Genomic DNA, 13,961 nt, shown 5'->3' on the forward strand with positions numbered 1-13,961 from the left:
TTGCGTCATCAATCTTAATTGAACCGCCGTATACCGAACGGTACGTACGGTGGTGTGAGAGGTCGGGAGTTAATCACTCCCTCCTACTCGATTGTCTAGTTTTCAGGTTTATGAGGACCTTTTCTGAAAGGGAGCCACCAGTTCCATTTGCCAAACAGTTTCATCAGGCTAGGAACAAGAAGTAGACGGATAATTGTAGCGTCAATAGCGACTGCAATAGCGATACCGACGCCAATTTGTTTCACAGGTAAAACATCCGTAAAGGCGAATGCCCCCGTCAAAACAATCATTATCAGTGCGGCTGAGGTAATAATTTTACTAGTTGTCGCAAGTCCTTCAACCGTTGCGTGGTCGTTATCCAACGTCTTCGCATATTCTTCTTGCATCCGTGAAATTAGGAACACTTCATAGTCCATGCTCAGTCCAAAGACGAGGCTGAAGACGATGACAGGTATAATAAGCGCAATCGTGCCTGCTTCCAGTCCAAAATGTCCATACTGGAATATATAAACGAGAATACCGAACGTTGCGGACAATCCGACGATGTTCATAAGAATCGCTTTAATGGGTATTAAAATGGATTTGAAGGCAATCATCAGGATGAAGAAAGTTGATACAATGATCACTAATAAAACATACAAAATTTTATCCGCGATTTCATCGAAGATTTCCTGATTGAACTTAGGGTTTCCTCCGATTGATAAATTCCAATCGGTTTCCTTGTTTGACCAATCACGCGCCCATTCCTGAGCTGCTTTGGAACTGCCATTGGCAAGAAGGGTTACTGGAATCATGAGTTGTGTATCTTTAACGAATGTGTCAACTAAAGGGGAAAGCCCCGCAGCCAGATCTGGTACTGTCATCGCTTGCTCCCATTGTTCTACGGAATCGATGTCACTGGCGGTGAAGAGTGTATTAACTTCATCCACCAAAGAGTCATTTGAAAGTTCGGTTTCAAGTGCCTTCATTGACTGAAGTCCTTCTGTATCTTCCCAGCCGCCAGTACGCTCTGCAATTACATAAACAGAAGACTGGTCACCAAGACCAAACGTTTCGTCCATCAGCTCAAAGGCTTGGCGTGTATCATACGACTCTGGCAATGATTCGATTTGCGGAATAGTTAAATCCATATTCTTTACTGGAATCATTGCAATTCCGAGTAAAACAAATGCAATAATTGTGATTGTAACGGGACGCTTGATAACTGCATTGGCAAATTTGCGCCAGCCGTTCGCTTCAGCAGGCTTTTCTTTCAACAGCTGCCATTTGTTAATCCGGTCACCGAGAACGATGAGTACGGAAGGTAGCAATGTTACAGAGGCGAAAACAGCCATTGCGACGACAATCATTCCGCCTATTGCGATGTTTTGGAAAAGATCGACACGAATAAGCAGCATTGCACCAAGCCCGATGAATACACAAAATGCGGAAAAGATAACCGATCTGCCGGCCGTTTGGATCGTTGTGACAATTGCTTCATGTATGTCGCTCTTCTTGCGCTCTTCACGATATCTACTGATGAACAGTAAAGCGAAATCAATACTGAGTGCAAGACCAAGCATTGGAATGATATTCAGGACAAAAATGGATAAATCCATTTTACTACCGAGAATTGTCAATACTCCAAATGAGGAGATGACCGTCACGATACCGATTAGTAACGGTACGAATGAAGCCACGACAGTCCCGAATGCGAATAGGAGGATAATGATTGCAATCGGTAACCCAATTGCTTCTGCTGTCATGAGGTCACGTTGGCTTGCTGTGTTGATGTCTTTGGAAATTGCTGAAGCACCAGTTAGTGTAATCCCTTTTTCATTACCTACTGCGTCGCGGATGTCCGTAACGATGGCGGACATATCTTCTGCTTCATTATCAAAATGTAGAAGTGCGTAAGAAACGCCATCTTTGTACTGATTGTCATTTTCCAAAGGGGAAGCGATTTCTGACGTGACGTTAAGTTTATCTATTTTATCGAGAGTTGACTTTATTTTGTAATTTTGGACGTCGTTGAAAACGAGAAACATCGTTTCGGCGGGCAACCCAAAATCGTCCGACACAATATCCATAACATCAGCATGCTCGCCGTCCATACGGAAGCCATCTCCTTCAAGGAGTCCTGGCAACTTAATTGCGAAAAATGCCATGACGAGGAAAATCGCAATCCACGCATAGATAATATATTTATGTGCACTTGTTACAAAGCGCGCTAGTGTAAGCATTAAACCAATCCTTTCCATCTATAGACTAAATCTATTCTTCTATAATATCGGATAATGTTGGTAATGTCTTTAAATGGAGTGATATGGATGTCAGGGCCAATAAATTAATTTTAGACAAAGAAAAAAGCCAAACCCCGAGGGGCTTGGCTTTTGAATGGTTAATTCAAATTAGTTTTTGTTTACGTTTGTAGCTTGAAGACCGCGTTGGCCTTGCTCGATTTCAAACGTAACATCTTGACCTTCTTCAAGAGACTTGAAGCCTTCTCCTTGAATAGCCGAGAAATGTACGAATACGTCGTCGCCATCTTCGCGTTCGATGAAGCCAAATCCTTTTTCTGCGTTAAACCATTTCACTTTACCTTGTTCCATGTGTGTATCCTCCTCGTATGCTTTGTGCATACATTGTGTTACTATCCTTGCTCAAGTCTTGAAGCGGTCAAGATTTATTTCGAGACCATCATGCCGAACAAAAATAATTCTTCTTTATCATAACAGGCCCATCTGGATAATGCAAGGGAAATGTTTGAGTTAAAAAAACAACTTGAAAATTCGATAGATAATTGCTGCGATTAAAGCTGAAATCGGCAATGTAATAACCCATGTGACAATGATCTTTTGAGCCATACCCCAATTGACACCTTTCACACGCTGGGCCGAGCCTACACCCATGATTGCAGATGAAATTACGTGTGTTGTACTGACGGGTAAGTGGATTAGTGTAGCGCCGAAAATAATTGCAGCAGATGATAAATCTGCCGCTATTCCGTTCACTGGACGAATTTTCATTATTTTTCCGCCGACTGTCTTTATGATTTTATAACCGCCAATTGATGTTCCTAGACCCATCGCAGTTGCGGCAGCAATTCGAACCCATAGCTGAATGTCTTCCGACGATTGCATTTCTGCAGCGATAAGCGCCATTGTAATAATCCCCATGGCTTTTTGTGCATCATTCGTTCCGTGTGTAAAGGATTGAAGTGCTGCTGTAGCAATTTGTATATAACGGATTCGTTTATTCGTTCCAAATAAATTCTTGTTTTTCATTGTTAGTTTGAATAGTGACATTATAAGGAAGCCGACCGCAAGTGCGATGAATGGTGAAACAAGAAGCGCTTGTAATATTTTTAAGAAACCACCGTAGTTTAAAATACCGAAACCTTCCGCTGAAATAGCTGCACCAGCAATTGACCCGATTAAGGCATGGGATGAACTGGACGGGATTCCGAAATACCATGTAACGAGATTCCAAATAATTGCTGACGTCAGTGCTGCCAAGATAACGAGTGGTCCATTTTCGAGAGCGAAAGGATCGACGATGTCTTTGGAAATTGTTTTCGCAACGCCTGTGAATGCGAGCGCTCCAATGAAGTTCATGATAGCTGCCATCATAATAGCAGTTCGTGGCTTTAGGGCACGTGTCGAAACGGATGTTGCGATTGAGTTTGCCGTATCGTGAAAGCCATTGATGAAATCAAAAGCAAGTGCGAAAATGACAACTAAAATGGTAAGGAGAAGAATAGTATTCATTTATCGGCTCCCTCTTATGCGTTGCGCATAATGATTGTATCGATTGTGTTGGCGACATCCTGGCAATAATCCGCGATATCTTCAAGTTGTTCATAAATATCTTTGAATTGAATAATTCGAATGGGATCTTTTTCGTTAATGAAAAGTTGTTTGATGGATGTACGGAAAATTTCATCACAAACCCGCTCGTATTCTTTAATGAGGATAGCGTGATCGTGCATGGCCTCAAGCTTTTTCTTTGCGAGTAGCTTCATTGCTTTCACTATTTCATCTGTACTTTTCACGATGTACTCCATGAATTTCTGCATATACTCATCAATTTCAGTAAGTGAAAACATTTCTAGATGGGCTACGAAATGTTCGATGCCATCAAGAACATCGTCCATTTTAATAGACAACTGCATAATGTCTTCCCTTTCAATTGGTGTAATGAATGATTTATTAAGCTTTGCAATGAGATTATGGATAAGCGAGTCACCCGCAGTTTCATAATTTTTAAGCTTAATGCTTACTTCTTTCAAGTCAACGGCTGTACCTACCTTAAAGTCGTTGGCGTAATGAGCTGCTTCTTGTACATTTTCAGCAATCATTAGTAGTGCTGTGAAAAATGGATCAGGTTTACGTTGACTAAACATTGTGTGCCTCCGTCCGTTTCCGGAATTAAATTTTTTGTATGCTCTTTACAAAATCTTAATAAAGCATATCATAGCAAAAACAAATTGAGACACCTATAAAATCTTCAAAACCATTAGAAAAGGAAAAGTGGTACTAGAAATGGTTGAATTCCTCATAAGTGGGAGGTGACTTAATATACTCAATTAAGTACCCTATTTATATTAAAGCTAACGTAAGATGTATGTGATGAAATTAACAATCTTGTTGCGGCGTTTAAATAAAAAGTGGAACAGAGTCAATTCACATTGTATGAAAATGTAAGCTAATAGATTCGAAATAAATTAATCAATTTTCAGTAAATTGAAACTTATGGGGTTGTTGGACGTATACATAGGTGAGGCAAAAAAGGTGAAGGCGGAGGTGCTGAAATGGAACTGTTTGGAATGCCAATTGTGCAAGTATATTTAATTACACTAATTATCGCCGGTCTTGCGACATTGTTATACATCCTATTTAGTGATATGGCTGAAGGGATTGGTGAAGTAAGTCCACTACTAGATCCAGCAGTCATACTTGCATTCATTACGTTTGTAGCGGCTAGTGGTTATATTTTGGAGCTTGTTACATCTTGGGGCAGTGGAGTCATTTTAGTAATTGCACTTGTTACTGCTTTTGTACTCGATTTTTTATTGTACTTATTTATTCTTCTTCCATTAAGGTCAGCGGAAGTATCCCTTTCTTACACAGATGAGTCGTTGATGGGACGGGTTGGGAAAGTAATTGTCCCTATTCCAGTTGACGGATTCGGCGAGATTGTCATCGAATCGGTAAATGGCGTAATTTCAAAGAGAGCGGCAGGGTACGAGAACACAGCAATTGAATACGAGAAAGAAGTTTTAATCATCGAAGTGAGAGATGGGACATTCATCGTCAAGGAGTATGAACCATTCCGCTTCAAATAAAAAAAGGGGGAAAAACAGATGGAGATTTGGATAGCACTTGGAGTAGTCGCATTTGTATTACTGGCAGTTATTCTCGTTTACGTTACAAAGTACCGTACAGTGGGGCCGGACGAAGCACTTATCGTGACAGGAAGTTACCTGGGAACTAAAAATGTACATACGGACGATTCAGGCAATCGTATTAAAATTATACGCGGAGGCGGAACGTTCCTGTTACCGGTATTCCAGCAAGCAGCACCGCTTAGTCTTTTATCTAGTAAACTTGAAGTGACAACGCCGGAAGTATACACAGAACAAGGAGTTCCAGTTATGGCGGACGGAACAGCCATTATTAAAATCGGCGGCTCAATAGCAGAAATTGCAACAGCCGCGGAGCAATTTTTAGGAAAATCGAAAGCAGACCGTGAAAACGAAGCGAAAGAAGTGCTCGAAGGTCATCTGCGTTCGATTCTAGGTTCCATGACAGTAGAGGAAATTTACAAAAATCGTGATAAGTTCTCACAAGAAGTACAGCGTGTTGCGTCACAGGACCTTGCGAAAATGGGACTCATCATCGTTTCATTCACAATAAAAGATGTACGTGATAAGAACGGCTACCTCGATTCTCTTGGAAAACCGCGTATCGCACAAGTAAAACGTGATGCAGATATCGCAATGGTTGAAGCAGAAAAAGAAACGCGTATTAAAAATGCAGAAGCATCCAAAGAAGCACAAAAAGCGGAACTCGAGCGTGCGACTGAAATTGCGGAAGCCGAAAAAGAGAATCAGTTGAAAGTTGCGGATTACCGACGCGAACAGGACGTTGCGAAAGCACGTGCCGACCAAGCATACGAACTTCAAACGGCCGTTTCTAAACAGGAAGTTATGGAACAAGAAATGCAAGTTCAAATCATTGAACGTCAAAAGCAAATTGAACTTGAAGAGAAAGAGATTCTGCGTCGTGAAAAGCAATACGATTCAGAAGTAAAGAAAAAAGCTGATGCAGACCGCTACGCAATCGAACAAAATGCAGAAGCTGAAAAGTCTAAACAAATTACTGAAGCCGATGCCGAGAAGTATCGCATTGAAGCGCGAGCGTCTGCCGATGCAGAAAAAGTCCGCCTCGATGGGCAAGCTAAGGCGGATTCCCAACGTGCACAAGGTGAAGCAGAAGCAGATATTATCCGTTTGAAAGGTCTTGCGGAAGCAGAAGCGAAACGTAAAATTGCTGAAGCATTTGAACAATACGGTCAAGCTGCCATGCTTGATATGATCGTTAACATGCTTCCGGAATACGCGAAACAAATTGCAAGCCCGCTTGCGAATATCGATAAAATCACAGTCGTTGACACGGGTAGTGGTGAAGGTGGCGGAGCTAACAAGGTTACGTCTTACGCCACGAACCTTATGGCGACATTGCAGGAGTCATTGAAAGCTTCATCAGGCATCGACGTTAAGGAAATGCTCGAGAATTATTCGGGCAAAGGCACTATTCGCCCAAGTATTGACCAATTGACAAACGAAGTGAAAGCAGCAAATACGAAGCCACCGATACAACAACAGATTGCAGAAAAACAAGTAGCAGCCGATAAAACTGAATAATTTCATAGGAGAGGGTCCAAGCGCAATTATGCGATTTGGACTCTTTTTTTATGGAGCAGGGGCTATCTCCGCATGTAGATGAGGTCGATCGACCATATAAGGCTACTTACCAATCATATAAGTGCTCCAACCAACCAAATCCTACGAACATCTTAAGAAATTCTTCATATCCATCCTTACAAAGCCTTAAGAATCTCACCTTATAATGAAGGGAGTAAAGAAACTTGGAGGCGACCGCATGATTAGTGTAAGAAATTTAAACCATTCATTCAAAATTGGCAAGAAAGGTAAGGAGAGGCGGGTGCCTGTGCTAAAAGGACTGAAATTTGACATAGCAGATGGTGAAATCGTATCGATTGTCGGAAAAAGTGGTTCGGGCAAATCAACGCTTCTTCACATAATGGCAGGATTCCTGACGCCTGAAAGTGGAGAAATTCACGTGCAGGGCGTACAGACGTCTTCATTTAGCGAAGCGGAAAGTGCAAAATTCAGACTGGATCATTTCGGATTCGTTTTTCAAAACTTCCAGCTCATGCCTGGCTTAACCGCGTTTGAAAACATTGAACTACCGCTGACATTGAAAGGCATCAGTAAAAGCGAGCGGCAGCAGAAAGTGCAAGACCTAATGCAAATCGTTGGTTTGGCAGAGGTGCAAGATCATTATCCGAATGAATTATCCGGGGGGCAGCAGCAACGCGTCGGTATCGCACGTGCGCTTATCACCGATCCGCCAATTATTTTTGCCGATGAACCGACAGGTAGTCTTGATTCGGAAACAGAGCAGGATGTCCTTTTGCTAATCCAGTCGCTCAATAAAACACGGGGCATCACATTTGTCATCATCACACACGATGATGAAGTGGCTCAAACGGCGAACCGTGTGTACAGAATGCACGACGGGGTATTAACGGAAGGTAGTGAACAGCATGCAATTTAAAGACCAAATTAGTTTCGTGAGGCGACATATAAAGAAAAATAGAATGCGTGTCTTTATGACCGTGCTTGCAGCAACAATGGGTACAGCATTTCTGATTGTGCTTGCGTCAGTTGGGTTCGGATTACACGATACAATACGCGAAGAAATTCTGTCGAACCGAATTGTGACGCAAATTGAGGTGTACTCAAGTGAGATGAATGAAGAGAAAGTTGCTGAGTTAAAGAAAAGGGAGCATGTAAATGCAGTTGTATTCCGCCAAAGTTTAGGTGCAGAACAGCAGACGTCAATAGGTGAATTCACAGGGAATAATTCGCTTACTATAACGGACTTTACAGAAGAGAAGAAAGCAAATTTTGAACTTCAGAATGGACGTTTACCGGAAAAATCGAACGAAGTCGTCGTGGGAAGCGATTTTGCAGAAGCCTTATTGAAACAACCAGTTGAAAATGGAGAGGGCGAAAATAAAACCTACGACGGTAATTTGATTGGTGAACAGTTCATTTATCAAATTGGCGATAATGAAGGGGGAATAATTGAAGAGCAAATACCACTTACAATAGTAGGTATCGGAAAAAATCCTGCAAAAGATTGGGTTCAGGATCAAAAAATATATGTGGATGCTACGATCATTCCAGAGTTAGAAAAAATCTATGATTCGCATGTAGAGAGACCTGTGGATGAGGATGCCGAGGTAGATTCCTTATTTTATGGTGAAGTAAACATCTATGCGGATAAAATAGAAAACGTCAAAGCACTTTCTTCTGCATTGAAAGAGGATGGATACAGCGTCTATTCCATATCGGAGGAACTCGATCAGCTTGACGTCTTTTTCCTGGCGTTGAAAGCGGGGCTCGTATTCGTCGGGACAATCGCGATTTTGATTGCATCCATCGGTATTTTCAACACGATGACAATGGCCGTGACAGAGCGGACGCGGGAAATTGGTGTTATGAAGGCAATCGGGGCAGATCCGAAATTAATCCAACGATTGTTCTTGATGGAAAGTGCATGGATTGGCATATTGGGAACGGTGCTTGCTGTCGTCATTTCGTATGGAGTGAGTATTGTATCGAATTATATCTTACCAATTATCGTCACAGCAGCACTTGGCGAAGAGGACTTTGGTGGAATGACCGTCACGTTCTCCATTATTCCATGGCAGCTTGTAGTCATTGCTTCCACAATCAGTATTGCTGTTGCCATGATTTCAGGATGGCGTCCGGCACGTAAAGCAACAAAAATTGATGTTATTAATGCGTTGAGACAGGAACTGTAATTGCTAGAATGCGTTGCTGTAAAACAGGTATTTCATTTAAAAAGCGTTCTTCCAAGACGAGGTACATGAAATAATAGTGCCAATCATGCGATAATGGGAATACTTACAATTGAAAGAGGGATGGATAATGGATTATCGTATTGAGCATGACACGTTCGGTGAAATTGAAGTACCATCGGACAAGTTATGGGGTGCACAAACACAACGTAGTAAACAAAACTTTAAAATTGGCGGAGAAAAAATGCCGATTGGTGTTATACATGCATTTGCTCACTTGAAAAAGTCAGCAGCCATCGCGAGCCATGCACATGGTGCTGTATCAGAAGCGAAAATGAAGGCGATTTCTGCAGCGGCGGATGAAGTAATATCCGGAAAGTTGGACGACCATTTTCCACTTGTCGTTTGGCAAACAGGTAGCGGTACGCAATCAAACATGAACATGAACGAAGTACTGGCACATCGCGGCAATCAACTTCTTGAGGAGTGGGGCGAGGAAGAACGCCTTCATCCGAACGACGATGTGAACAAGTCACAAAGTTCGAATGACACATTCCCGACAGCGTTGCATGTTGCAGGCGTCATAGCTGTACAACAGCAACTTGTTCCGGCAATTAAGGTATTAAAAGAAACACTTGGCAAGAAATCAGAAGAATTCATGGATATCATTAAAATTGGTCGTACGCATTTACAAGACGCGACGCCTTTAACGCTAGGCCAAGAGATTAGCGGCTGGCACCGTATGCTCGAGAAAACGGAACAAATGATTACTGGCAGCGTCGAGTCGATGAAAGAACTTGCGATTGGCGGAACAGCTGTTGGAACAGGACTCAACGCACCTGCTGGATTCGGTGACCGTGTTGCTGCTGAAATTAGCACAGCGGTGGGCATTGAGTTTACGTCTGCGATAAACAAATTTCATTCACTCACGAGCTATGACGAAATTGTTTACGTTCATGGTGCCATCAAAGCGCTTGCGGCGGACTTGATGAAAATTGCCAATGACGTACGTTGGTTGGCGAGTGGACCGCGTTCAGGCATCGGAGAAATAACAATTCCCGAAAATGAACCCGGCAGTTCTATCATGCCAGGAAAAGTGAATCCGACGCAAAGTGAAGCATTGACGATGGTTGTTGCACAAGTCATGGGGAATGATACAACAATTGGCTTTGCGGCGAGCCAGGGGAACTTTGAACTGAACGTCTTCAAACCGGTTATCATCTTCAACTTCCTTCAATCGGTGACGTTGTTGAGTGATGCGATGATCAGTTTCAACGATAATTGTGCAATTGGTATTGAACCGAATCGTGAAGAGATTGATCGTAAAGTTCAAAACTCACTCATGCTCGTAACGGCACTTAATCCTTATATCGGTTACGAAAATGCAGCGAAAATCGCGAAAACTGCACATGCAGAAGGGACAACGCTGAAAGAGGCTGCGCTTAAATCAGGCTTGCTGACAGAAGAGCAGTTTGAGGAATATGTCGTTCCTTCGAAAATGATTGGCAGATAAAATGAAAACACAAAAGGAGGTTCCAACAGTCGGCATCTTGACTGGCGGACCCTTTTTTGATGAAAACGGGGAAATTGTTATGGTGATGGTAGCAAGGTTTGTGCCTCTAACAATTATTTATTAATCATTCTATAAATTTTTGAAATGAAGATTTAGAAATCAAAAAGGGCAGTTTTGAAGCTGCTATAGTACTGATTTTACAGACAGGGGAGTGGACAAGATGAAAGATGTATCATTTGTAGCATCATGGAGCGGCGGGAAAGATTCTGCCATGGCTTATTACCGCGCAATGAAAGCGGGCGGCATTCCGAAACGGTTGTGGACGATGTTTGAAGAGGATGAAGAACGGTCAAAATCACATGCATTGTCTTTTGAAGTTGTGGAAGCCCAGGCAGAAAGACTTGGCGTGCCTTTAATGATTCGTGGTGCAAATTGGACAAGTTATGAAGGGCAATTCTTGGATGCGATGAAGGAGTGTGTTGAAGCGGGTATTAACCATGGCGTATTCGGTGATATCGATCTCGAAGATCATTTGAAATGGGTACGACAGACATGTGAGAAAGTCGGCATGGAAGCGGTACATCCCCTTTGGATGGAGCCGCGACGCAACATTCTGGAAGAGTTCATAGAGGCAGGCTTCGAAGCATATGTTGTTGTTGTCAATACAAAAATGATGCCTGTACATTTCATTGGCCGTAAATTTACAGTGGAACTGATGGACGAACTGGAAGCGATGGACATCGATTCGTGTGGAGAATCGGGCGAATTTCATACTGTTACCGTAAATGGTCCCATATTCAGTGAAAGAGTACCTGTTGTATTTTCTGGAAAGCACGAACGGGATGGCTATGTATTTTTAGATGTAGGGTTGGAAGAAAAGAAGTGAGTGCCAACAAATATAGCGCTATCTTTTTGGAAACCTCATATTTCACCATCTTCAACATCTACCAGAAAAATTTGCTCGTCAAAACCACCGCGTTTCTCAGCTTTTTCGGCTCTGACCCTTTCTAAATCTTCAAATGATGCACCGTAATGGCCTAATGCTGCATGGATAAGTTCCAATAAGTCAGCGAGTTCCTCAATGGCGTCATCTGTCGTTTCAGTCGCATCGTATTCATTAATTTCCTCATACATTTTTTTATTGATTTCGATTATGTACTCTTCTTCAGTCAATAGGCGTGTGGTGCACGTTTTACCGGACATTTCGATAATTTCAGGAATCCTATCGCGCACGAGCTTGTTGTATATTGGCATTTGCATCATCTCCTTCAATCACATAACTAATTATTCTAAATGATACCACGTAATCCTCCGAATTGAAAAAACCATCCACACTCGCCTGGAGCGAACGTGGACGGTTTTTAGTCATATATTCAATAAATCTCCAAGTTCCTTCTCTAAAAATGGATCTGCATGCAACAGAGTCTTGAACGCAGTGTACCGAGTTACTTCATCAGCAGTAGCCTTACGTCCGGTCTGGTAAGCACGTATTAAGATATTCTTTGGTGTATGCTCCATGTCAATAAACTCAAGAAGCTGTGCTTCGTAACCAACGAGTGATAAGAGCTCCGCACGAATCGAATCGGTAGCAAGCGCAGAGAATCGTTCTTTGATAAGTCCGTGCTGAAGCATAACGTCGAGCGCGGGGGAATTGACCTGCGAGAATAGTTCATGCTGGCAGCAAGGGACGCTCAAGATGACTTTCGCGCCCCATTTCACCGCGCGTGCGAGCGCCATATCTGTTGCAACGTCGCATGCATGAAGTGTAACCACCATGTCGACGGACGTTTCTTCATTGTAGTCATTGATATCACCTACAAGAAATTCAAGATTCTCGTAACCAAGATCTTTGGCAATCAAACTGCATTCATCAATTACTTCTTTTTTTAAGTCAAGACCAGTTACTTTAATATCCAGTCCCTTTTCAATGCGCAAATAATGATAGAGAGCAAACGTCAAATAGGATTTACCTGAACCGAAATCGAGGATGCGGATAGTACGGTCTTTTGGCAAGTGAGCAAGGGAATCATCAATGAACTCAACGAATCGGTTAATCTGCCTGAATTTGTCGTGCTTCTGCTTTTTCACTTTACCATCAGGTGTCTGGACTCCCAGTCGGACTAGAAATGGATAGGCAGTATTTTCATCGAGCAAATAATTTTTCTTACGGTTATGTGTTAAGTCAATTACTTTTTCAGATGTCGTTTTCTCTGATTTCCACATGACTTTAAATTTCTTCGTCAGCTGGACATGGATTTTTTCGTTGGAAAACTCAGCATGCACTTGTCTAAAACGCTCAAGTAGCTGTTGTAAATAAGGAAGTAATCCATCAGGTGTAATGTTTTCATGGTTTAACACACGTTCATACTGATACTCGAATTGAATATGCAGTTGGCCTTTTATTTCAACAGGCTTCACTTTCACTCGCTTCAAATCATCCGTCTTCGTGCGTGGCTGGCTGATTGTAGCACCAATGAAAGCGCCATCTGTCATGCGACGTGCCAGTTCGTCCAGTAATTCCTCGAATTGCAAATTCATCACTCCTAGTTAAACTCGAATCCCTGTTTCTTTAAAAAGTCTTTCATATAAGTTCGGCGAGGCGCTCCAAGGAAGTCAGCCATAGAGTCGGACCAGGCTGCGTCTTTGCGATTTGAGCCGCGATTTAAATAATACTCGTTCATTATTTCATCGTATTCCGGAATGATTTCGTTGTATTTCTCAGCATCATATCCGTTTTCATGAATGATTGCATCTACGGGCAAGCGGGGTTTTACTTCATTTGCTTCATCGGGAACTCCGATTGTCATAGCGAACATTGGTGCAACGCCTACTGGAAGTGCCAGCAAGTTACTGATTTCTTCGGGTGCATTACGCACGCCACCGATATAGCAGATGCCATATCCTTTCGATTCAGCCGCAATTGCAACATTTTGTGCGAACAAAGCCACATCGATTGAACTGACAAGTACATTTTCAGCTGAGGAAAAGTCAATATCCTTCCCGACTAATTGTGCCGCCTTTTTCAATCTACAATAGTCTGCACAAAAAACAAGGACAGCTCCCGCGGATAAAATCTGCTGCGGATTTTTTGCGAGTTCAGCAAGTTTCTGCCGTTTTTCAACGTCCGTGACATAAATAACGGAATAAGCTTGTACAAAATGTGAGGTGGCCGCGTGTTGACCTGCATGAATGAGCTCATGCACTTCTTCTTTTGTTAAGGGGATGTCTTTATACTTTCTTACGGATGAGTGTGCTGTTAATAATTTGATAACCATTGAATCCCTCCAAAATGTGTTTAATGAATTAAGATTAACAGACTTAGATAGTGGTA

At 42.3% G+C, this 13,961-nt stretch carries 14 protein-coding genes; 7 read left to right on the forward strand and 7 right to left on the reverse strand.

Annotated elements, in window-relative coordinates; genetic code table 11:
- Positions 1 to 95: 95 nt before the first annotated feature.
- The 4 genes from AC1TO4_RS15420 to AC1TO4_RS15435 all read right to left on the reverse strand — a co-directional run bounded on the left by AC1TO4_RS15420 (position 96) and on the right by AC1TO4_RS15435 (position 4,384).
- Positions 96 to 2,222 (reverse strand): MMPL family transporter, encoded by a 2,127-nt coding sequence (locus AC1TO4_RS15420; protein WP_482106070.1) that lies wholly within the window; start codon positions 2,220 to 2,222, stop codon positions 96 to 98.
- A gap of 168 nt (positions 2,223 to 2,390) precedes the next feature.
- Positions 2,391 to 2,591 carry a cold-shock protein gene (locus tag AC1TO4_RS15425; protein WP_067205063.1) on the reverse strand — a complete coding sequence of 67 codons (201 nt, stop codon included), beginning with the start codon at positions 2,589 to 2,591 and terminating at the stop codon, positions 2,391 to 2,393.
- Between the two features lie 159 nt (positions 2,592 to 2,750).
- Positions 2,751 to 3,749: an inorganic phosphate transporter gene (locus tag AC1TO4_RS15430; protein ID WP_482106071.1), complete on the reverse strand. Its 999-nt coding sequence runs from the start codon at positions 3,747 to 3,749 to the stop codon at positions 2,751 to 2,753.
- Between the two features lie 14 nt (positions 3,750 to 3,763).
- Positions 3,764 to 4,384, reverse strand: coding sequence for a DUF47 domain-containing protein (locus AC1TO4_RS15435; protein ID WP_482101500.1), 621 nt, complete (start codon positions 4,382 to 4,384; stop codon positions 3,764 to 3,766).
- Between the two features lie 408 nt (positions 4,385 to 4,792).
- On the opposite strand from AC1TO4_RS15435, the gene AC1TO4_RS15440 reads away from it, so the two are divergent.
- From AC1TO4_RS15440 to AC1TO4_RS15470, 7 genes are all read left to right on the forward strand, one after another.
- The gene (locus AC1TO4_RS15440; protein ID WP_482101499.1) at positions 4,793 to 5,326 is read left to right on the forward strand and encodes an NfeD family membrane protein; all 534 of its coding nucleotides are present in this window, start codon (positions 4,793 to 4,795) and stop codon (positions 5,324 to 5,326) included.
- 18 nt (positions 5,327 to 5,344) lie between these two features.
- A complete protein-coding gene (locus AC1TO4_RS15445; RefSeq protein WP_482106072.1) occupies positions 5,345 to 6,907 on the forward strand; it encodes an SPFH domain-containing protein in 1,563 nt (520 codons plus the stop codon).
- Between the two features lie 238 nt (positions 6,908 to 7,145).
- Complete coding sequence (locus AC1TO4_RS15450; protein ID WP_482106073.1) at positions 7,146 to 7,844, forward strand: ABC transporter ATP-binding protein; 699 nt, start codon at positions 7,146 to 7,148, stop codon at positions 7,842 to 7,844.
- Positions 7,834 to 9,120: an ABC transporter permease gene (locus AC1TO4_RS15455; RefSeq protein ID WP_482106074.1), complete on the forward strand. Its 1,287-nt coding sequence runs from the start codon at positions 7,834 to 7,836 to the stop codon at positions 9,118 to 9,120. Before AC1TO4_RS15450 ends, AC1TO4_RS15455 begins: the two co-directional genes overlap by 11 nt.
- Positions 9,121 to 9,247: 127 nt before the next feature.
- Positions 9,248 to 10,630, forward strand: coding sequence for a class II fumarate hydratase (gene fumC / locus AC1TO4_RS15460; RefSeq protein WP_482106075.1), 1,383 nt, complete (start codon positions 9,248 to 9,250; stop codon positions 10,628 to 10,630).
- A gap of 1 nt (position 10,631) precedes the next feature.
- The gene (locus tag AC1TO4_RS15465) at positions 10,632 to 10,754 is read left to right on the forward strand and encodes a hypothetical protein (protein WP_482106076.1); all 123 of its coding nucleotides are present in this window, start codon (positions 10,632 to 10,634) and stop codon (positions 10,752 to 10,754) included.
- A 96-nt stretch (positions 10,755 to 10,850) separates the two neighbouring features.
- On the forward strand, positions 10,851 to 11,516 hold the full coding sequence (locus tag AC1TO4_RS15470) for a Dph6-related ATP pyrophosphatase (protein WP_482106077.1): 666 nt from the start codon (positions 10,851 to 10,853) through the stop codon (positions 11,514 to 11,516).
- 35 nt (positions 11,517 to 11,551) lie between these two features.
- On the opposite strand, the gene AC1TO4_RS15475 is transcribed toward AC1TO4_RS15470, so the two are convergent.
- The 3 genes from AC1TO4_RS15475 to nfsA all read right to left on the reverse strand — a co-directional run bounded on the left by AC1TO4_RS15475 (position 11,552) and on the right by nfsA (position 13,905).
- Entirely contained in the window at positions 11,552 to 11,884 is a 333-nt protein-coding gene (locus tag AC1TO4_RS15475) for a nucleoside triphosphate pyrophosphohydrolase (protein WP_482106078.1), read from the reverse strand.
- A gap of 111 nt (positions 11,885 to 11,995) precedes the next feature.
- Entirely contained in the window at positions 11,996 to 13,162 is a 1,167-nt protein-coding gene (locus AC1TO4_RS15480) for a class I SAM-dependent methyltransferase (RefSeq protein ID WP_482106079.1), read from the reverse strand.
- Positions 13,163 to 13,173: 11 nt separating this feature from the next.
- Entirely contained in the window at positions 13,174 to 13,905 is a 732-nt protein-coding gene (gene nfsA, locus AC1TO4_RS15485; RefSeq protein WP_482101492.1) for an oxygen-insensitive NADPH nitroreductase, read from the reverse strand.
- Positions 13,906 to 13,961 lie beyond the last annotated feature (56 nt).

It is taken from the genome of Sporosarcina sp. Y838 (assembly GCF_056786515.1).